Genomic DNA, 20,318 nt, shown 5'->3' with positions numbered 1-20,318 from the left:
TGTATCCTGCCCTCGCGCAGGGCCTTTCTTTCCTCTCTTTATATAATTTATAGATATATAAAAATAATAAATAATTATTTTTTTAAATATTAATAGTCTGAAATAATGCCGTTCATTCACTGCAGCGAGGGGCATCATGTCTACAGTATTAAACAAACCGGAAGCGCAAGCTGATGACGCAGTATTGGCCGTGGTTGCCGCTGCCATTTCGGCGGTGCAACACGATACCGGTTACGGTTCCATTGAAATCACTATTCATGATGGACGGGTGACGCAGATAGAGCGGCGCGAAAAAGTCCGCTTCGATCAGCAGGTAAAAGCCAAAAAGTAATAGGGATTAAATTTATTCAACACTGACCAGGTTGCTGGAAGTGATACACACACGGGAGAATAATATGCAATTAAAAAAATTAAGTCTGGCGCTGGCAACCGCCGGTTTGTGGTGGTTTAGTACTGGCCTGGCAGGCGCTGAAGAGGTCACCGCAGCCGCCGGAACACAGGCAGAAGATGCAGAACAGCAGCAGAAAGTAAAAGCACGCCTGGAAGAAATCAAGGCAGAGGAAAAAGCGGCTGCCAAAGCGGCGAGTGGCTATTATGTTGCGAACCGCAGCTATGGCACGCAAAAGGAAACCGAGCCACCTAAATATGTGAAACAAGCCAATAAAACCTGGCTGAAGGATTATGATGCTTTCGCCGATGTGGACTGGCTGGATCTTGGGTTGGAGTATCGCGCCCGTTACGAAAACCGCCAGAATGACTTCCGACGCGCCCAGGAAAACATTGATGATCCTATCCTGCTGCGTACACGGGCGTATGTCGGGTTGAAGAATATCCTGGACCCGTTCCGTTTTGCGGTTGAAGTGCAGGACTCACGCCGTAACCACAGTGACTACAACGACAGCACTGACCGTCGTTTGTCCAATGACCCGAAAGATATTGATCATGCAGACTTTTTGCAGGCCTATCTGGAGTTGCATTACAAAGACAGTATCTTTGGTAAGGATGATCTGGGTAACAGCCGTCCGTTCTGGATACGCGGCGGCCGCCTGGCCTGGGAAGAGCTGGACCGCCGTCTGGTTGCCCGTAATGAATGGCGTAACACCACCAATACCTTCCAGGGGATTCGTGCCAATATCGGTCAGCAGAAAAATGACTGGCAACTGGAAGCATTTGCGGTACAACCGGTACAGCGTTTTGCCAACCAGCTGGACCAGGTGGATCACGCCCAGCATTTCTACGGCATTGTCGGCGACTGGCGCGGCTGGTCCGAGTACGTCACGCTGCAACCTTACTACTTCTACCTGAAGCAGGATGGCCGCAAAGTTGAGTATGACGGCAACGGTACTTCGTACAGCGACCGCAGTGTCTACACTGCATTAAGACAAGCACAGGCCCAGGTCGATAGAGAGATCCAGACAGGTGGCTTGCGTGTGTATGGCGTATTGCCGGGCACACAGTGGGACTACGATTTCAGCTATAACAAGCAATGGGGCAATGTACAGCGCTTTATCGGTGCGGTAGGAACCGGGCGTTATATCACTGTGGATCACGATGCCTATGCCTATAACGCAGAAGTGGGTTACACCTTCAAGAATCACTCATGGAAACCACGTTTCAGCGGCTCTTACGGCGTTGCCAGTGGCGATCACGTTCAGAGTGGTACAGATACCTCGGATAGCCAGGGTTTTGATCGCCTGTTCGGTTTTGGCCGTCCGTGGTCCAGTGACGACTATATCCAGATGAACAATATCCATGCTGCAAAAGTCCGCGCCGAGTTCGAACCCAAGGTACCCTTCCTGAATAACGTAAAAGTGGACACTGGTTTTAGCTGGTATCACCTGGATGATGCGACTGATCGCTGGAGTGCGGGTAACAACCTGACAGATGTGACAGGCGCTGCCGGCAGGGATCTGGGTAAGGAATTTGATCTGCGCGTTCGCTTCCCGATTAATAACTACGCTTCACTTAACCTGGGTTATGCCCATTTCTGGGGTGGCGATTTTGTCGAGACGACTGCAAGGAAAGTCGCAGGCCAGGCTGATCGCTCAGATACCTCCAATTTCTTTTACACCGAACTGACTTTGTTAGGTTTTTAACCGGGGAACAACATGAAATTTAATGCTATTTTATTCAACCTGATTGCCGCCGTGGCTTTTGCCGTGCCAGTGGCTGCATCAGCGGCAGATGTCAGTCTGCTGAATGTGTCTTACGACCCGACGCGCGAGTTATACCAGGATTACAACGAAGTCTTTGCCAAATACTGGAAAGCCAAAACCGGTGATAACGTGATCATCAAGCAGTCACATGGCGGTTCCGGCAAACAGGCGCGCGCCGTGATTGATGGCTTGCAGGCCGATGTGGTCACACTGGCCTTGTCCTACGATATCGACGAAGTAGGCAGCAAAGGTAAATTGTTCCCGGCAGACTGGCAAAAACGCTTGCCACATAACAGCTCGCCTTATACCTCGACCATTGTGTTCCTGGTGCGCAAAGGCAACCCGAAAAACATCAGGGACTGGGGCGACCTGGTTAAACCTGGTACTTCGGTGATCACGCCTAATCCGAAAACTTCTGGCGGTGCGCGCTGGAATTACCTGGCGGCGTATGCCTATGCGCTGAAGCAGAACAACAATGATGATGCCAAAGCCAAAGAGTACCTGAAAAAGCTGTTCAAGAATGTGCCTGTGCTGGACAGTGGTGCGCGTGGATCCACGACGACCTTTGTTGAGCGCGGTATCGGCGATGTGTTGCTGGCCTGGGAAAACGAAGCGTTTCTGGCATTGAAGGAACTGGGGCCGGACAAGTTTGATATTGTCGTGCCATCATTATCCATCCTGGCGGAACCGCCAGTGACCGTAGTGGACAAGAACGTGAAGCGCCACAACACACAGGCGGTGGCTGAAGCTTACCTGAAATACCTGTACAGCGAAGAAGGCCAGGAAATTGCAGCGAAAAACTACTACCGCCCAACCCTGGAATCTGTGGCCAAAAAGTATGAAAAGCAGTTCCCGAAAATCAACCTAATTACCATTGATGAGGTGTTCGGTGGCTGGCAGAAAGCCCAGAAAGTCCACTTCTCCGATGGTGGCGTATTTGACGAGATTTACCAGAAATAAATTGTGAACCCTGAAAAAAGGCATTTACCCGATGCCTTTTTTCTTTTTCTCTTACAGGAGAGTTTGTGATGTCAAAAGCATTGGTAATTGGTGGTGATCGTATCGAGGGCATTAAGCAGGCCTTGCATGCGCAGGGCATCGATAAAATTGATCACTGGACTGGCAGGAAACCGGGAGACGTCAAGCGTGACCTGCCTGCCAACGTGAATGTGATCGTCCTGGTCACTGGCTGGCTTAATCATTCCATGATGTACCGGGTCAAGCATGTGGCCCACAAACGTGGCCTCAAAGTGGTGTATACGCGTAACAGTTCGGATGGCATGCAGCGGGTATTGGAAGCGGCATAATCCATAATCCTGCCTATTGGGCGCGCCTGGCATGCACTTTTACATCTGTATAGTGGATTTGGTCTAAATTTACCCGCTTTTTTAGCCGATAAATACACAAGGTTGTACGGTTAAATGCTATAACTCGACCAGCTTTTATGTATCATGCATAAAACGATGCTGTGATTGAGTTTAAAGGGTTATCAATGAGTCAAGCCAGGGTTGGCGAGCAAGCTGCGCCACTCAACGAACATATCGCCCAGCGCCAGTTTATGCGCCATCGTCTTGTCCGCAAGGTACAGGATAATACGCATTACCTGGCGATGGCGGGCATGGTCTGCGGTTTGCTCGGCTTTCCGCATTATTTGCTGGATGTGGACAACACTGTCTGGCTGGCACAGTTGCTGACCTACCTGACCTTTATCCTGGTGAGTTATAACCTGTTACTGGAAAATGGCCATACCAACCTGGCCATGCTGACCATGTCGCTGGTCACAGTCAGTCTGTTTGTCGTGCAGCTCTCACCGTATGCCGCCGATTTTAATGATACTGCCCATCTGTTGCAGATCAGCAGTGGCCAGACGCATCATTTTTCACGCGTGCTGGAACATGCGGCCGGTGCGCTGCTGGCCTGCCTGATTGCGACTTCCTACCTGTTCCAGCGTTCGGGCTGGCTGGCAACCAGCCAGGCGATTCTATATGTGGCTGTGATGATCCCGCTGATTCCCCTGTTGGGTTTTTTCTGCGGCGTGGCGCAGCCTTACGGCATCATGTCGCCGCTGACTACGTTGAGTGGATTGTTATGTGCATTCAGCTTGCTGGCCAAACATGCGTCGCACCCACCCATGAGCTACTTGCTGATCATGGATGATAATGGCAAGCAGATACGCTTCAGCATCGTGTTCCTGAGTTTCTTTGCGATTTTGCTGGCCAGGGCCGGTGTCGAATTTGGCGATAACATGTTGCGCGCACTGCCTGTGGTTGTCGTTATCTCCATTCTGGCCATCATCTATACGATGACGGCCACTTATTACCGTAAAGGGCAAACCAGCGAGCAAGTGGTTTTGCCTGCGGCCGATATGGACTTTGCCAGCCAGGTTGAAACTGCACTGGAGCAGCACCAGTTTTTCCTGGTGTATCAGCCGCAGCTAGACTTTAATAGCGGGCGCCTGAAAGGGGTGGAAGCATTGATACGCTGGCGCCATCCGGAAAAAGGCATTATTTCGCCAGACAAATTTATCCGTGTCGCTGAATTAACCGGCCTGATTGTCCCGTTGGGAAAATGGGTGATGCGTACTGCCTGTGCCCAGGCAGCGCAATGGCGTGATGACCCTGTCCTTGGGCAGATGGAAGTGTCTGTCAACGTTTCTGCCTTGCAGCTTAAGTCAGGCACACTGGTGGAAGATATCCTGCATGTTCTGGAAGAAACCGGCCTGCCGCCACATCGCCTGGTGATTGAACTGACCGAGAGTGCGTTTGTGCAGGATGATGGCCACAATGCCAGCATGATGCACAGGCTCAAGGAAGCAGGTGTCAAACTGGCCATTGATGATTTTGGCACCGGTTATTCCTGCCTGTCTTACCTGCGTGATATACCCGGCGATTACCTGAAAGTGGACCGTTCATTTGTGATGGAACTGCCGGGGCATAACAAGGCCGGCGCTGTGATCCAGGCGATTGTCAGCCTGGGCAAAAGCCTGGATTACCGTATTATTGCGGAAGGCATCGAGAACGAAGCACAAGCCAGTTTCCTGAAACAGCTGGGCTGCGATATTGCGCAAGGATTCCTGTTCGCCAAACCGCTGGAAGCCGATGCCTTGCAGCGCTGGGTCGCTGAACAACAGCAACCACTATCCATTAAAAGCAGTGCTGCTTAATCACGCCGACCATCCAAAGCTCAGGCCTTTGATGGTCTCAAAACCCCCGTTATCTTCACTGTCCGGCTGTCTGGGATAATGTCTGTTTATGATGGGCGAATTGTGATCGCACCAGTTCAATATGCGTCCGCAGTTCGTAAGCATATTGGGAGAAAGTCACCGGCAGTTTGATATTGACGACTTTCGATTCGATCTCGTTCAGTTGCTCCAGGTACTGGCGCTCATCTTCCGCTGTTTTGATTTCCTTGAGCTGTGCGTCCAGGTAGCGCAGTTCGCCGTAGTAGCGGAACAATTTACGTTTGACCAGCCAGACATAAATCATAGGTACAATCTTGGTCAGTGGAATCAATAATGCCAGCAAGGGCAGGATCACGATCAGGGTTCGATTCACAAATGTGGCTGCCCAGAACGGCAGGTATTTATCAATAATCGGCAAGCCCGATTTGTAAAAGTTGACAGCCTGCGCACTGAGCGGGAAGTCGGTATCCTTGGCGGACGGGAACTCTCCCTTGCTGTTAAACAGGCTGGGGCCGGCATGTACTTGTGCCATCACCTTCATCATCAGGTAGACCAGGGCCGGGTGCATGCTATCCTTGACCACCAGTGTGGCCGTAGGCGCGACCAGATGCACGTCGTGGCTGGGAATATTGCGTGCCAGGTCCATGCCGCCTTGTGGCAGCACCAGGTGATGCATGAACGGGAATTGGCGCGAGAAAGCTTCTGCGGTATCCAGGCTCAGCAAGCGCAAGTGTTTATCGGTAATCATCTCGCGGATAAGGCCGGAATTGGCAACATCCACAAACAGCGCGACATCCAGTTTGCCTTGCCGTAACGCGTTGGCGGCTTCCTCACCCCCAATCGAGACCAGCCTGGCATTGCCGTCATTAACCCCGCTTTCTGTCAGCAGTTTCTTTGCCAGCATGTGCGTACCATTGCCGGCATAACCAATGCCTATGCGTTTGCCTTTCAGGGCTGATAGATGCACAGGCTCTGTTGTGCAGCGACAGAAAATCCATACCGGCTGGTAATACAGGCTGCCCAATGACAACAGGGAGCCCGCACCCTGGCTGCGCGCAACCCCATCCTGGATAAACGCAATATCCACATCTGATTCCGGATCTTTCAATAGTTTCAGGTTTTCCCGGTCACCGGAGGTCGGGCGTACTTCCAGTGTAATGCCTTCTTTTTGCAGGTAGACGCCGTATATGGCCGCATACGCATTGTAAATAACGTCTGTATTACCGGTGGCAATCACAATCTTGCGCGGTGGCGCCGGGTCTATGAATTTATAGGCAAAAAACAGGGCCACGCAAATAAGCAGCACCGAGGGCAGGGTGGCTTCCAGTATCTCCCTGGTGAATATGGCCGTAAATTTGTTATTGCGCGGGTTAAATTTCATGCGTTTTCTGTACCTGGTAATCAAAAGGGTAGCCATGCGGCGGCTAGGGGGATTTTACAGAGGCTGGGACAGAATGTCACAACTGGAAAAAGGCGGCAGCAGAAAAGGCGTGCAGTCATAGGCATGGCTGCACGCCACCCCCGCGTCAAGGTAGCAGGATAGGCAAAAGGTACTCAGGCACGAGTAGATGCGAGGCGTTGCAGGATGGCCAACATGCGGTCAATTTCTTCCGTGGTGTTATAAAACGCCAGGGAAGGGCGCACCGTTGTTTCCACGCCAAACCGGCGCAAAATCGGTTGTGCGCAATGATGGCCGGAACGTACTGCAATCCCTTCTTCATTGAGTGCCGCCCCTACTTCTTCGCTTTGATACCCTTTCAGTGCAAACGACAAAACGCTGGCCTTATGCCTGGCCGTCCCTATCAGGCGCAAGCCGGGGATCTGGCACATGGCTGCGGTGGCATATTCGAGCAGGGCGTGCTCATAAGCTGCGATGTTCTCAATGCCCAGGCGTTCCACATACTTCAGTGCGGCACCTAAACCGACGGCATCCGCAATATTGCCGGTACCGGCTTCAAACCTGGCTGGTGCCGGATGATAGACTGTTTTTTCAAACGTCACATCCTGGATCATATTACCGCCGCCTTGCCAGGCCGGCATATCCTGCAACAGATCTGCTTTGCCGTACAGCGCACCAATACCGGTGGGGCCGAATATTTTATGGCCGGAAAACACAAAGAAATCTGCATCCAGCGTTTGTACATCGGTACGCAGGTGCGAGACAGACTGTGCGCCGTCCAGCAATACCTTGGCGCCAACCCGGTGTGCCATGGCAATCATTTCCTGCGCCGGGGTCACCGTGCCTAAAGCATTCGAGACTTGCGTAAATGACACCAGCCTGGTTTTTGCCGTGAGTAGTTTCTGGTATTCCTCCAGCAAAATCTGGCCGCTGTCATCGACCGGAATCACTTTCAGCACCGCGCCCGTTTCCTGGCACAGTTGCTGCCAGGGCACGATATTGGCATGGTGCTCCAGGTGGGAGATCACGATTTCGTCACCGGCCCCCAGGTGTTTTTTGCCCCAGGTTTTAGCCACCAGGTTAATCGCTTCGGTCGTGCCACGCACAAAAATCACGTTATTTACCGAGGGCGCATTGATAAAGCGGCGTACGGTTTCACGCGCATCTTCATACGCATCGGTAGCGCGTGCGGCCAGTGCATGCGCGGCACGGTGAATATTGGAGTTTTCGTGCTGGTAGAAGTAGCTGATACGGTCTATTACTATTTGCGGTTTGTGCGTAGTCGCGGCGTTATCAAACCACACTAATTGGCGCCCGTTGACACGCTCGCTCAGGATAGGGAAATCTTTGCGTACGGCATGCACATCAAAAGCAGGGTGTGCTGAATCGGACAGGCTGCCGTTGAATGCAGGCTCGGCTTGCAAAAAGTAAAACGATTGTGTGCCGACTGCAGGCGACTTGTTGACCAGTTGCGTTGGTTCTGCTGAGGATGCAGGCTGCCTTGTACCCAGCCAGCGATCCAGCTCCTGCTGGTAAGGAATCTCTATGCCCAGGCCTGCAAATGCAGAGGGCGCCAGGTAAGCAGCATCCGGTTGCAATACATTCAGGTGTGCCGGATGGTTATGCAGCGGATCGCTACCCAAGGCTTCGATGCCTGGCGCATAAGTTAATTGCTGCGCCTGGACTTCTTGCGTGACTGGCTGTGCCTGCGTCTGGGCATAGCTCGGTGACGCGAGGCCACCTGTACCAATGCCTGCATGGCCCAGTTTGGTGGTCAGCGAGTCTGTAGCCGGTACAGATGGCTGCGGTGTATGGCTACTGGCCAGTGATTGTGCAAAGTCTGCCGCTGCAAACGGCGCGGTTGCCGGAAAACCTTCGGCATACAGGTCATTGATCAGTTGCGTCAGGGTGGCGGTGTCCAGCACGCCCGTATTTTCCAGTTCGCGACCTACGCCCAGTGCCGCCGTCATCTTGGGATGCTCGCCCGGCAATGAGGCCAGAATGGCCTCAGGTTCAAATGCCGTCAAATCGATAGGGTTACTTGTAGTCATAGTAATGGTCAACTCCGACATCTTCCAGTACGGCAATCGCATCTTCGGTCAGTACGGCCAGTGAGCAATACAGTGACACCAGGTAGGATGCAATCGCTTTATGGTTGATACCCATAAAACGTACGGACAGGCCCATGGTCTGTTGGCCAGGCAGGTTAGGTTGATACAGGCCAATCACGCCTTGCTTGCTTTCGCCTACGCGCAGCAGCAGGATTTTGGATTTGCCGTTGACGATAGGCAATTTATCACTTGGAATCAGCGGGATACCGCGCCAGGTGATAAATTGCGAACCAAACAGGGAAACCGTTGGGGGTGGCACGCCACGGCGGGTGCACTCACGGCCAAAGGCGGCGATAGCTTTGGGGTGCGCCAGGAAGAAAGCAGGCTCTTTCCAGACTTTACTCAGCAATTCATCCAGGTCATCCGGTGTCGGATAGCCGTTACGCGTTTTCACGGTTTGTGATTTGGCCACATTGTTGAGCAAACCGTATTCCTTGTTGTTGATCAGTTCGCTTTCCTGGCGCTCTTTCACCACTTCAATGGTCAGGCGCAACTGTTCCTTGATCTGGTTATGCGGGCTGCTGTACAGGTCAGACACCCGGGTATGGACATCGACCACGGTATTCACCGCATTCAGTACATATTCACGGCCCCATTCTTCGTAATCCACAAATGTCGCTGGCAGCTCTTTTTCGTCCTTGTTCGAGCAGTCCACCGCAATCGCATTCGGGTCCTTGGCTTTATTGACGCGGTAAATACCGGCTTCTACCGGGACCCAGTTCAATAAATGCACCAGCCAGCGCGGGCTGATGGTACTGAGCATGGGTACCGATTTGGTGGCATTGGCAAGCGTGCGGGCGGCGACGTCGCCTAATGCGGTTTGTGAGGGTTGTTCTGACATTTATTTCTCCTTATCTGGCATTGCTAAAGTTTCGTATAACTAAAAATCAAGCCGCAGCCGGAATCGGTTTGGCATCCGAATGCGCTTGTGTGACATGGCTATTGGCGGGCACGCTACGGGTGACCCAGACATTGCCACCAATGATGGAGTGTTGGCCTATGGTGATGCGGCCCAAAATGGTGGCCCCGGCGTAGACCACGACAAAGTCTTCCAGGATGGGGTGACGTTCGAATTTTTTCACCAGGTGGCCGTTGGCATCCTTGGGAAAGTTTTTTGCGCCTAAGGTGACAGCCTGATATAGCCGCACATGGCTGCCGATAATGGCGGTTTCGCCAATCACTACACCGGTGCCATGATCGATAAAGAAATGGTCGCCAATCTGTGCACCGGGATGGATATCAATACCGGTACGGGAATGGGCGATTTCAGTGACCAGGCGCGCGATAATGGTCAGGCCCAGGCCATGCAATACATGCGCAATGCGGTAATGGATCAGCGCCAGGATGCCGGGATAGCTGACCAGGATTTCATCAATACTGTCGGCTGCCGGGTCGCCCTGGTAGGCCGCTTGCAGGTCGGTATCCAGTTGCAGGCGGATAGGCGGTAATTGCTCGGCAAACTGGCCGGCCAGTGTGTGTGCCTGTGCATGAAATTGCTTGCCAGGCTCTGCCGGGGCTTTAAAGGCTAATTCCAGGCGGATCTGCTGTTGCAGCTCACGCAAGGCTTTATCCAGTGTGGTGCCGACATAAAAGTTAATGGCATGCGCCTGTATGTCCGGGTCCCCCAGGCGATTGGGGAACAACGCCGCTGCCAGCCATTCCACGCATTTCTCCAATGCCTTGCGTGCAGGCAGTTTGGGGGGCTGGGATAGCCGCTGCCGTTGCTGCAACGCACTTTCTCGGATACTGGCCAGTGTGTGTACGATGTGTTCAATCGCAATTTCTTCCATCGTTGATTCATCCTGTGAGTGAGGGGTTGTGCTGACGACAGGCGAAAAAAAAGCCAGTGGCACGGATCACGTGCCACTGGCTTCCAGCGGTCTGGTCAGCTTCTCAGATGCGCTCACTATAAAATAAACTTCTGCGGTTGAACAGCACCGGCCCTAGAATCGTTAATTATTTGCTTATGTATTTTTCTTCTTAACCCGCCTGGTTTCTGCAAGATGCCTGAAACGAAGGATTAATATATATTTAAGTTATAAATATATTATTTTTTATTATTTTTAAAAATATAAATACTGCCGTATAGTACGCAGCAATTTGATATCAGGGAGTGATTTATGCCATCTATTTTCCGCCATGCCCTATTGGCTGTCCTGTTTAGCAGTGCTTCATTACAGGCTGCCGAGTTGCTCAATGTTTCCTATGATGTGACCAGGGAATTCTATAAGGATTTTAATCCTGCCTTTGTGCAGTACTGGAAAGAAAAAAGCGGTGAAACCGTTACCATCAACCAGTCTCATGGTGGCTCGACCAAGCAGGCACGTGCCATTGTCGACGGCTTGCGGGCAGATGTGATTACCATGAATCGCAGTGCCGATATTGATATCCTGGCGCAAAAAGGCAAATTGATTCCGGCTGACTGGCAGGCGCGGTTGCCGAATAACAGCGTGCCCAGTGCCTCACCCACCGTATTCCTGGTACGTAAAGGTAATCCCAAGCATGTGAAAGACTGGGACGACCTGGTGCGTCCGGGCGTGAGTGCCGTGATCCCTAACCCCAAAACTTCCGGCAACGGTAAGTACAGTTACCTGGCGGCATGGGGCTATATTACGCAGAAAGGCGGCGATGCAACCAAAGCGCGCCAGTTTGTGACCGAACTGTTCAAGCATGTGCCAGTGCTGGATACCGGTGGCCGTGGCGCGACGACTACCTTTGCGCAGCGTGACATTGGCGATGTGCTGGTCACATTTGAAAATGAGGTTTACCTGCTGCAAAAGGAGCTGGGTGAGGATAAGTACGAAATCGTGTACCCATCCGTCACTATCCTGGCAGAAAACCCGGTGGCCCTGGTCGATAAAGTGGTGGATAAAAAAGGGACGCGTAAAGTGGCGCAGGCTTACCTGGAATTCCACTTTTCCCCGCAGGGCCAGGCGCTCGCCGCCAAGCATTACCTGCGCCCGCAAGTAAGCGAAATCGCGCAGCCCGCTTTCAAGAAGGTCAATACCTTTACGGTCAAACAGGCCTTTGGCAGCTGGAATGAGGTTGAAAATACGCACTTCAGTGATGGGGGCATTTTTGACCAGATTTACCAGAAATAAGCGGTGGGTGATAGATCCAAGAGCAGCAAAGTAACAAGTAAGGAGAGGGATGATGACCCAACGACAATCACATCAGGAAGCCGAACATGTAGTGCGCCTGCGCGCTGAGTTAAAGCAGGCACTTTCACTCGACCTGGAGGAATTAGGGCTGATTGAAGCCGATAGCGGAGAGTATGAAAGTACTTTTATCGGTGTGCACCTTAAAACGGCTTTCCAGCCCATTTATGACGCAAAACAGGGCGAGATTTACGGGTATGAGGCGCTGATCCGCCCATCGCTGTTTGGTACGCTGGGCAGCACGCCTGAGTTTGCATTTACCTATGCCGACCAATCCGGCAAGCTGGTGCAGTTTGACCGCGTATGCCGCTCGCAGCATGTGCTGAATTTTCGCGCCATTCACCAGGAAAACGGTTTGCTGTTCCTGAATGTGCATCCCAAACTGCTGCTGGAAGTCAGTGCACACGGCAAGGTGTTTGAACAGATCCTGCATCAGTATTCCGTACCTACACACAGGGTGGTGCTGGAAATCAATGAGTCACTGATAGACCAGGACAAGCACCTGGTTGCGGCGATTGAGAATTACCGCTCACTTGGCTACCGCATTGCGTTTGACCATGTAGGCAATCATCAAAGCAAGTTGTACCGCTTATGGCGTGCGCAACATGATTTCATCAAGTTTGATGTGTCCGTGATTCACCAGGCGGCACAGCAACCTTCGCTGGCAAAAGCGCTAGGTGGCTTGGTGCATGCGGTGCAGGACCTGGGCAGTACACCGGTAATTGTTGGCGTGGAAACGCAACAACAGCTGGATATTGCCATTGCTTCTGGTGCGGCTATTCTGCAGGGTAACTTTCTGGCCGCACCGGTGGTGGCCAAAGTCCTGAATGACCAGCAGCAGCGCCGCACATCCAAGGTCGCTTGATTTCAAGCGTTATATATAACCATCAGCTATAAATTAATGATTAATCATTCTTTTGTGATTGATAAAAATCCGGCTACATTAGCGCCTGTTTAATCCTGTCGCGATCAATATGACAACGAGAAAGAAACATTTATTACCCGGCTTCGGCCTGTCATTGGGCTATACCCTTGTGTATCTGAGCCTGATTGTATTGATTCCGCTGGCGGCAGTGTTTATACGTACCACCGAGTTGAGTTTTAATGAATTCTGGGCGGTGGTCACCACCCCACGTGTTTTGGCAACCTACCGGCTGACCTTTGGCGCATCATTGATTGCCGCGCTGATTAACCTGGTATTTGGCTTGCTGACGGCATGGGTGCTGGTGCGTTACCAGTTTTTCGGTAAAAAAATACTGGATGCACTGGTTGATTTTCCCTTTGCCTTGCCTACTGCAGTGGCCGGCATTTCGCTGACCGCGATTTATGCCCCGAATGGCTGGCTGGGGCATTGGCTGGAACCGCACGGGATTAAAGTCGCGTTTACCCCGCTGGGCGTGGTGGTGGCACTGACGTTTATCGGCTTGCCATTCGTGGTGCGTACCGTGCAACCGGTGCTGGAAGATTTCAGTGCCGAAGCAGAAGAGGCCGCAGCCAGCCTGGGCGCCAATCGCTGGCAGACGTTTTATAAAGTTATCCTGCCGGCGATATGGCCTGCATTGCTGACCGGGTTTTCGCTGGCGTTTGCACGTGCGGTGGGTGAATATGGCTCCGTGATTTTCATTGCCGGTAACATGCCCATGATTTCGGAAATCACGCCGCTGATGATTATCACCAAGCTGGAACAATATGACTATGCCGGCGCCACGGCGATTGCTGCGGTATTGCTGGTGATTTCCTTCATCCTGCTATTGTTGATTAACGTATTGCAGTGGTGGAGCAGTCACCGCCACGGCGCCAGGTAAGTTGGCTGCAATCCCGCTCACCCCATGTTTAATTGAATAGAAAATGATGCATAGCACGCAACTTCAACAATACCAGGGAAAAATCGCCTACAAGCGCGCGACTTCCGAATCGGCGTGGGTACGCTGGAGCCTCATTGGCCTGGCCCTTGCATTCCTGGGCATCTTTCTGCTGTTGCCACTGGCGGCGGTGTTTGCCGAGGCATTGCGCAAGGGTTGGGATGTCTATCTTGCCGCCATTACTGAATCCGATGCCTTATCGGCCATGAAACTGACCCTGATTGCCTCGCTGGTATCCGTGCCATTAAACCTGCTGTTTGGTGTCGCGGCGGCCTGGGCCATCACCAAGTTTGATTTCAGGGGCAAAAATTTCCTGATCACCCTGATTGACCTGCCATTTGCCGTGTCGCCGGTGATTGCCGGGTTGATTTTCGTACTGATTTTTGGCTTGCAGGGCTGGTTTGGTGAATGGCTGATCGATCATGACCTGAAAGTGGTGTTTGCTGTTCCCGGCATTATCCTGGCCACTATTTTCGTCACTTTCCCATTTGTGGCGCGCGAGCTGATTCCATTGATGCAGGCACAAGGCAAGGAGGAAGAGGAGGCCGCCCTGGTGCTGGGTGCTTCCGGCTGGAAAATACTGTGGCATGTGACCTTGCCGAATGTGAAATGGGGCCTGATTTATGGTGTGATTCTGACCAATGCCCGTGCCATGGGCGAATTCGGTGCAGTATCGGTCGTATCCGGCCATATCCGTGGCATGACCAATACCATGCCTTTGCATGTGGAGATTTTGTATAACGAATATAACTATGCAGCCGCGTTTGCAGTGGCTTCACTGCTGACCCTGCTGGCATTGGTCACGCTGGTGTTGAAAACTTATGTCGAATGGCAGGCAGCGCGTGATGCCGCCGCCCAGGAAAAGGAAGTGACGGTGTAATATGGGAATCACCATACAACAAATTAGCAAAGGCTTTGGCCAGTTCAGTGCCTTGCGTGACATCAACCTGAACGTGCCATCCGGCGAACTGGTGGCCTTGCTGGGACCCTCCGGTTGCGGTAAAACCACGCTGCTGCGCATCATTGCCGGCCTGGAATCGCCTGACAATGGCCAGGTGCTGTTTGATGGCGTGGATACCACGCATGCTGATGTGCGCGAGCGGCAGGTCGGTTTTGTGTTCCAGCATTATGCCTTGTTCAGGCATATGACCGTGTTTGAGAACGTGGCTTTTGGCCTGCGTGTCCGTCCGAGGGAAACGCGCCCTTCCAATGCCGAAATCAAGAAACGTGTACACGATTTATTGAAGCTGGTGCAGCTCGACTGGCTGGCGGACCGTTATCCGCCACAGCTTTCCGGTGGCCAGCGCCAGCGTATCGCCCTGGCACGTGCCCTGGCGGTTGAACCTAAAGTATTGCTGCTGGATGAGCCGTTCGGGGCGCTGGACGCCAAAGTGCGTAAAGACCTGCGCCGCTGGTTGCGCCGCCTGCATGACGAATTGCATGTGACCAGCGTGTTTGTGACACATGACCAGGAAGAGGCGCTGGAAGTCGCCGACACCATTGTGGTGATGAATCACGGGCAAGTGGAGCAGGTCGGTTCACCGCAAGCCGTGTACGACCAGCCGGCCACACCGTTTGTGTACGAGTTCCTCGGCAACGTGAATGCGTTTGAGACACCACAAGGCAAAGGGTTTGTGCGTCCTTACGAAATTGCCGTCAGCCGTGAACCTGGTTTGAACAGCATTGCCGGCGCTTTGACTTATGTACATTCAGTCGGCTCGCTGGTGCGCCTGGAAATAAAACGCACTGATAATGAACAATATGTGGATGTAGAACTGGGTCGTGAACAGTTTAACCAGTTGAATTTCCAGCAGGGCGAAACGGTATACCTGAAACCGACGCAATTACGCGTGTTTTAATCTGAAACAGTAATGATGATGAAGGTGTAGCGGAAAACGCTACACCTTTTACATTTTAAAAACGGGTTGAAAATACTCATGGAGCAACATTCTATGCATTATTTTTTGCCAGATGATTGCGGATCAGGGCATTGGCATGACCATGCCCAAAACCCTGTTCTGACTTAAGCAAATTAATCGGCGCTGGCAGCCTTGCTAAGTACCTGTGTCAGTCGATCAATATTTTGCTCATTTGCGGGGCCGGCTCTTTGTTTGACGGCCTGCGCAGTCTGGGCATCATCGAAAACCTGATTCCAGGTCAAATGTGTGCCATTGCTGACGGGCATGAGTTCAACCGTCAGCGTGAAGTGAGGCGGGCAAGCATGGTGAATCACTACCTTGGCCTCATTTACAAGTTCTTTAAAGATGCTTTCATTCAGGTAATCCTTGCCGTCAGGGCCATGCATCACAAACTTCCAGCGCCCCTCTGTTTTAAATTCAAAGATTTCAAATGTATTGGTAAAGCCTTCTGGTCCCCACCATGCAGCCAATAAACAAGCTGATGCAAAAGCACCATATATTTCTTTGGGTGTATAGGGCAGCGTTCGGGAAGTGCTAAGGGTTCTATCTTCGGTCATGACAGTAAATGCCCTGTTTCAGGGTTACTGGATCACGCCACAGGCAAACCGGGCACCGCCGCCGCCCAAAGTGGCCGGATGGTCGGAATGATTATCCCCGCCGACATGAACCATCAGTGCATGACCACTGATATCACTCAACTTCAGGCGTGGTGCCAGCACCGGTTGGTTAGCAGAACCATTGGCATTCACATAAAGCGCGGGCAGGTCCCCGAGATGGCCATCTCCCCAGGGAGCATCATGCTTATTACTATTTGCCGGGTCATAGTGGCCACCTGCAGCGCCGGCAGCCATCATTTTTCCATCTTTTTCTTTTGGTTCGCAGCTTGGATTCTGGTGGATATGGAAACCGTGAGTACCAGCAGGCAGGCCTTGAAGTGCAGGGGTAAATACCAGGCCATATTTGGACTCGGAAATTGTCACTTGTCCTACACTTGCCCCCAGCCCTTTTTCATCGACCACATGCAGGGGAACGACGATATCTGCGAATGCAGCACTTGATCCAAGTGCCAGGATGAACGCGATCATGTTTTTCATACTTTTTCCTCGATTGAGCTCGGTATTAAACAATTATTAATGACAAGGGGCATTTAAAAAATGCGCGCAAAACAGGAGCCAGGCATCTATTGAGATACCTGTCTGATAATGAGCGCCAGCGAAAAGTTCGTGATTAACATTTAAATTGCCTGCGACTTGAATAAGTATACTTGATAGAAGCGCCAAGGTTTAGTCGTGACAGGCCGAATGGGCGTTGGCGACCCAACTGCCAGATTTAGGGCATCCTCTCTCTTCAGTCCTTGCTGTAAAAATTAATGATGCGCGGAGTTCAACTGCAGGATTATCCCATCAGGTCAGGAATAATATGCCCGAGTTTGGCGGATTTAGTTTGCAGGTATTTCAGGTTTTCTGCAGTTGGTTGCGTGAGCAGGGGAACTTGCTGGTGCACGGTAATGCCCAGTGTTTCCAGCGCCGAACGCTTGGCCGAGTTATTGGTCAGCAGGCGCACGGTATTGATTTCAAAAAACGCCAGCATTTCTGCCGCCGCTTCGTAGCTACGGCCATCCACGGGTAAGCCAAGCGCTTCGTTGGCTTCCACCGTATCCAGCCCCTGGTCTTGCAAGGCATAGGCGCGCATTTTATTGCTCAATCCTATCCCGCGGCCCTCATGGTTTTTCAGGTATAACACCAGTCCATGTCCATGTTCCTGAATCAACTGCTGGGCATGGTGCAATTGTTCGCCACAGTCACAGCGAGTGGAGGCAAAGACGTCCCCGGTCAGGCATTCGGAATGTACGCGCACCAGCGGTTGTGGTGAACGCATGATGTCGCCGCAGGTCAGTGCAATATGTTCGACATTGGTACGGTTGTCATGAAAGACGTGCAGGTCGAAGTCGCCATACTGGGTAGGTAGCCTGGCGCTGGCATTGTGGGTGAGGAATTGCATTTTTTGAAGACATGGCTGAATTCTTGAATCCGTTATTGTAGCGTTTACCTGCATGTTCGTATGTATTTTTTGCTGTGACTGGCATGAACGAATCAAGCGCGCCGAACATAATTCAGCTTGGTTTAATTCAATCGCTGGTACACTTTGAACAGCGTAAATGGTGAACAGCAAACATTGAGGAATGATATGCGTAAAATATGGACATGGCCCCGGATGTTGATTGTGCTGTTGATTGCTTTAAGTATTGTGGCAGGGGTGCGCCTGCTGCCGCAGGCTGGCTCGGGAGAAAGCCCTGCCAGCGCCGGGCAACTGTCTGCCAAAGGGCAGATCCTGAGCCTGGAGAAAATCTCCCAACTGGCGAAATCACATAAACCGGGTGAAATCCTGGAAGTGGAGCTTGAGAAAAAGCATGGCCGCTATGTTTACGAAGTGGATATTCTCGATGCCAGTAGCCAGGTATGGGAGCTGAAACTGGATGCAAAAACAGGCCAGTTGCTGAAACTGGAGCTGGATGATTAATGCGCCTGCTGCTGGTGGAAGATGAGGTTGGGCTGGGTGCCGGTATACAGCAGGCGCTCAAGATTGCAGGCTATGCCTGCGACTGGGCGCAGGATGGTGCCGAAGCCAGTATACAGGGTGGACTGGAGCCGTATGACCTGGCAATTGTTGACCTGGGCCTGCCGGGCCTGCCCGGCCTGGACGTGCTGGCGGCATGGCGTGCAAAGGGGGTGGGCATGCCGGTGATTGTGCTGACCGCACGTAGCAGTTGGCAGGAAAAGGTAGAAGCATTCAATCTGGGCGCAGATGACTACGTCACCAAGCCGTTTCATATGCAGGAGCTGCTGGCGCGTATCAGTGCGGTGCATAAACGTACGGTCGGCCTGGTGAGTGGCGAGCTTGCCAGTGAAGGGTTGCGCCTGGATGAGCATACGCAAACGGTCTGGCTGGGCACGGCTTCGTTCGCATTGACCGGCACGGAGTTCCGGCTATTGCGTTATTTCATGCTGCATCCGGGGCGGATTTTCTCGAAAACCGAATTGACCGAGCATGTCTATGCCTATGACGCTGACAAAGACAGCAATGTGATTGAAGTGTACATAAACCGCTTGCGGCATAAAATCGGCGCAGACAGGATACAAACGCGGCGTGGGCAAGGCTATGTGTTTGGCGGTGCCGTGGAAAGGCCGGAGGTATGAAGTCGTTGCACCGGCAGCTTTCGCTGGGGCTGGGGTTAAGCCTGGTGGGTCTGCTGACCCTGCAATGGGCCGTAGTCACGTTTACCATAGACCATTTGATCCAGTCGCAGATGACCGAACGCATGCAGCAGGAAGCGGAGAGCTTGCTGGCAGGCATTCGCGTGGACATACATGGTCAGCCGGTGATAGAACCCCGTCTTGTTACCGCCAGTTACCAGCGTCCTTTTTCCGGCCGCTATTTTATGGTGATGACCGATGCCGCACACAAAACCCGGTCCCGCTCCTGGTGGGATGTGGATGTGCCAGTCATGCCGCTGGCGGTCGGAGAACAGCGGGTGTCCCATATCAATGGCCCTGAAAACCAGCCATTATTGTTACTGGGCCATGGCTATCGCAAGCAGCAGCGGCTGATCACCATTTATATCGCCGAAAGCCTGGTCGATTTGCAGCAAAGCCTGCGTGTGTTTCATGCCATCTACGGTGCATTGTCATTGCTCGGTTTACTGGCCTTGCTAGCGTTACAGCGCTGGATCGTGGTCAATACTTTAAATCCATTGCAGCAGATCAAGGAAAGCCTGGCACGCGTCGCTAGCGGCGAGTTGCAGCAGATCAATACCCAGGGACCAGCCGAAGTGATGCCGCTGGTCAATGAGTTTAACCGTATCCTCAAAAATGCCAGCCAGAAGACCCGGCGCTCACGCCTGGCAATTGGTAACCTGGCACATGCACTGAAAACCCGGTTGGCGCATTTGCAGTTGCTGTTTGACGATGCACAGACAGTACTGCCGCAGTTACGCAAAACCATGCAGGCCTGCGCTGAAGAGATCCACCAGGATGTTGAGCGCGAGCTGAAACGGGCGCGGCTGATGGGCGATGTTTATGCCAGCCAGCAGATCGACCTGGAAGTTGAAGTGCCCAAGCTGGTGGCGACACTGCAAAAAATTTACAGTGACAAGCAGGTGGCATTTGCCTGGCAGCATGATGCACAGGCCAGGCTGGCGATTGACCGGGAAGATATGCTGGAACTGCTCGGTAACGTGCTGGATAACGCGTTTAAGTGGTGCCGCCATCAGGTGCAACTGCATATTTCCATGCAGGGAGCCATCAAGATTATGGTGGAGGATGATGGACCAGGTAGCAGTGCGCCAGCGCTGGAGACATTATTGCAACGTGGCCTGCGCATGGATGAAACCAAGCCAGGCAGTGGCCTGGGCCTGGCCATTGTGCAGGATATTGTGCAGCATTATCACGGCAATATTGCGCTGGCCCGCTCGGAGCGGTTAGGCGGATTGCGGGTGAAAATCAGCCTGATGCCTGCCTGACGCAGGCAGCCGC

Annotated in this window: 21 protein-coding genes; 13 read left to right on the top strand and 8 right to left on the bottom strand. The window is 52.4% G+C overall.

The window, feature by feature from the left end; all coding sequences use genetic code 11:
- Positions 1 to 136 precede the first annotated feature (136 nt).
- The 5 genes from BLP53_RS05485 to BLP53_RS05465 all read left to right on the top strand — a co-directional run bounded on the left by BLP53_RS05485 (position 137) and on the right by BLP53_RS05465 (position 5,319).
- The gene (locus BLP53_RS05485; protein WP_091471146.1) at positions 137 to 331 is read left to right on the top strand and encodes a YezD family protein; all 195 of its coding nucleotides are present in this window, start codon (positions 137 to 139) and stop codon (positions 329 to 331) included.
- 64 nt (positions 332 to 395) lie between these two features.
- Complete coding sequence (locus tag BLP53_RS05480) at positions 396 to 2,096, top strand: alginate export family protein (RefSeq protein ID WP_091471145.1); 1,701 nt, start codon at positions 396 to 398, stop codon at positions 2,094 to 2,096.
- 12 nt (positions 2,097 to 2,108) lie between these two features.
- The gene (locus BLP53_RS05475) at positions 2,109 to 3,116 is read left to right on the top strand and encodes a sulfate ABC transporter substrate-binding protein (RefSeq protein ID WP_091471144.1); all 1,008 of its coding nucleotides are present in this window, start codon (positions 2,109 to 2,111) and stop codon (positions 3,114 to 3,116) included.
- A gap of 68 nt (positions 3,117 to 3,184) precedes the next feature.
- Positions 3,185 to 3,463 carry a DUF2325 domain-containing protein gene (locus BLP53_RS05470; protein ID WP_091471143.1) on the top strand — a complete coding sequence of 93 codons (279 nt, stop codon included), beginning with the start codon at positions 3,185 to 3,187 and terminating at the stop codon, positions 3,461 to 3,463.
- 185 nt (positions 3,464 to 3,648) lie between these two features.
- Positions 3,649 to 5,319 carry a putative bifunctional diguanylate cyclase/phosphodiesterase gene (locus BLP53_RS05465; RefSeq protein ID WP_091471142.1) on the top strand — a complete coding sequence of 557 codons (1,671 nt, stop codon included), beginning with the start codon at positions 3,649 to 3,651 and terminating at the stop codon, positions 5,317 to 5,319.
- A 55-nt stretch (positions 5,320 to 5,374) separates the two neighbouring features.
- On the opposite strand, the gene BLP53_RS05460 is transcribed toward BLP53_RS05465, so the two are convergent.
- The 4 genes from BLP53_RS05460 to epsC form a co-directional block, all read right to left on the bottom strand.
- Entirely contained in the window at positions 5,375 to 6,718 is a 1,344-nt protein-coding gene (locus BLP53_RS05460; protein WP_091471141.1) for a TAXI family TRAP transporter solute-binding subunit, read from the bottom strand.
- Positions 6,719 to 6,891: 173 nt separating this feature from the next.
- A complete protein-coding gene (locus BLP53_RS05455; protein WP_091471140.1) occupies positions 6,892 to 8,787 on the bottom strand; it encodes a family 2A encapsulin nanocompartment cargo protein cysteine desulfurase in 1,896 nt (631 codons plus the stop codon).
- The gene (locus BLP53_RS05450; RefSeq protein WP_091471139.1) at positions 8,774 to 9,688 is read right to left on the bottom strand and encodes a family 2A encapsulin nanocompartment shell protein; all 915 of its coding nucleotides are present in this window, start codon (positions 9,686 to 9,688) and stop codon (positions 8,774 to 8,776) included. Before BLP53_RS05450 ends, BLP53_RS05455 begins: the two co-directional genes overlap by 14 nt.
- Positions 9,689 to 9,734: 46 nt before the next feature.
- On the bottom strand, positions 9,735 to 10,637 hold the full coding sequence (gene epsC / locus BLP53_RS05445; protein WP_091471138.1) for a serine O-acetyltransferase EpsC: 903 nt from the start codon (positions 10,635 to 10,637) through the stop codon (positions 9,735 to 9,737).
- A gap of 330 nt (positions 10,638 to 10,967) precedes the next feature.
- Here epsC and BLP53_RS05440 point away from each other — a divergent pair, with 330 nt between their 5' ends.
- From BLP53_RS05440 to BLP53_RS05420, 5 genes are all read left to right on the top strand, one after another.
- Entirely contained in the window at positions 10,968 to 11,948 is a 981-nt protein-coding gene (locus BLP53_RS05440) for a sulfate ABC transporter substrate-binding protein (RefSeq protein WP_091471137.1), read from the top strand.
- A gap of 52 nt (positions 11,949 to 12,000) precedes the next feature.
- On the top strand, positions 12,001 to 12,870 hold the full coding sequence (locus BLP53_RS05435; protein ID WP_091471136.1) for an EAL domain-containing protein: 870 nt from the start codon (positions 12,001 to 12,003) through the stop codon (positions 12,868 to 12,870).
- Positions 12,871 to 12,979: 109 nt separating this feature from the next.
- A complete protein-coding gene (cysT, locus tag BLP53_RS05430; protein ID WP_091471135.1) occupies positions 12,980 to 13,810 on the top strand; it encodes a sulfate ABC transporter permease subunit CysT in 831 nt (276 codons plus the stop codon).
- A gap of 46 nt (positions 13,811 to 13,856) precedes the next feature.
- Complete coding sequence (cysW, locus tag BLP53_RS05425; protein ID WP_091471400.1) at positions 13,857 to 14,747, top strand: sulfate ABC transporter permease subunit CysW; 891 nt, start codon at positions 13,857 to 13,859, stop codon at positions 14,745 to 14,747.
- Position 14,748: 1 nt separating this feature from the next.
- Complete coding sequence (locus tag BLP53_RS05420; protein ID WP_091471134.1) at positions 14,749 to 15,726, top strand: sulfate/molybdate ABC transporter ATP-binding protein; 978 nt, start codon at positions 14,749 to 14,751, stop codon at positions 15,724 to 15,726.
- 91 nt (positions 15,727 to 15,817) lie between these two features.
- Here the strand turns inward: BLP53_RS05420 and BLP53_RS13920 are convergent, their stop codons facing one another.
- From BLP53_RS13920 to ribA, 4 genes are all read right to left on the bottom strand, one after another.
- Positions 15,818 to 15,898, bottom strand: a complete 81-nt coding sequence (locus BLP53_RS13920; RefSeq protein ID WP_425412899.1) for a hypothetical protein — start codon at positions 15,896 to 15,898, stop codon at positions 15,818 to 15,820.
- Position 15,899: 1 nt separating this feature from the next.
- Entirely contained in the window at positions 15,900 to 16,343 is a 444-nt protein-coding gene (locus BLP53_RS05415) for an SRPBCC domain-containing protein (RefSeq protein ID WP_091471133.1), read from the bottom strand.
- A gap of 24 nt (positions 16,344 to 16,367) precedes the next feature.
- Positions 16,368 to 16,880 (bottom strand): superoxide dismutase family protein, encoded by a 513-nt coding sequence (gene sodC / locus BLP53_RS05410; protein WP_091471132.1) that lies wholly within the window; start codon positions 16,878 to 16,880, stop codon positions 16,368 to 16,370.
- Positions 16,881 to 17,181: 301 nt separating this feature from the next.
- On the bottom strand, positions 17,182 to 17,787 hold the full coding sequence (gene ribA, locus BLP53_RS05405) for a GTP cyclohydrolase II (protein WP_091471131.1): 606 nt from the start codon (positions 17,785 to 17,787) through the stop codon (positions 17,182 to 17,184).
- A 186-nt stretch (positions 17,788 to 17,973) separates the two neighbouring features.
- On the opposite strand from ribA, the gene BLP53_RS05400 reads away from it, so the two are divergent.
- The 3 genes from BLP53_RS05400 to BLP53_RS05390 are packed head-to-tail and all read left to right on the top strand — an operon-like array spanning position 17,974 to position 20,305.
- Positions 17,974 to 18,306 (top strand): PepSY domain-containing protein, encoded by a 333-nt coding sequence (locus BLP53_RS05400; RefSeq protein ID WP_425412896.1) that lies wholly within the window; start codon positions 17,974 to 17,976, stop codon positions 18,304 to 18,306.
- The gene (locus BLP53_RS05395; protein ID WP_091471129.1) at positions 18,306 to 18,983 is read left to right on the top strand and encodes a response regulator transcription factor; all 678 of its coding nucleotides are present in this window, start codon (positions 18,306 to 18,308) and stop codon (positions 18,981 to 18,983) included. Before BLP53_RS05400 ends, BLP53_RS05395 begins: the two co-directional genes overlap by 1 nt.
- Complete coding sequence (locus BLP53_RS05390; protein WP_091471128.1) at positions 18,980 to 20,305, top strand: sensor histidine kinase; 1,326 nt, start codon at positions 18,980 to 18,982, stop codon at positions 20,303 to 20,305. The genes BLP53_RS05395 and BLP53_RS05390 overlap by 4 nt, the downstream gene beginning before the upstream one ends.
- Positions 20,306 to 20,318 lie beyond the last annotated feature (13 nt).

The organism is Methylophilus rhizosphaerae, from assembly GCF_900100975.1.
Taxonomy (GTDB): domain Bacteria; phylum Pseudomonadota; class Gammaproteobacteria; order Burkholderiales; family Methylophilaceae; genus Methylophilus; species Methylophilus rhizosphaerae.
The sequence above is the reverse complement of the archived record's forward strand: the minus strand, read 5'-3'. Positions and strand labels throughout refer to the sequence as shown.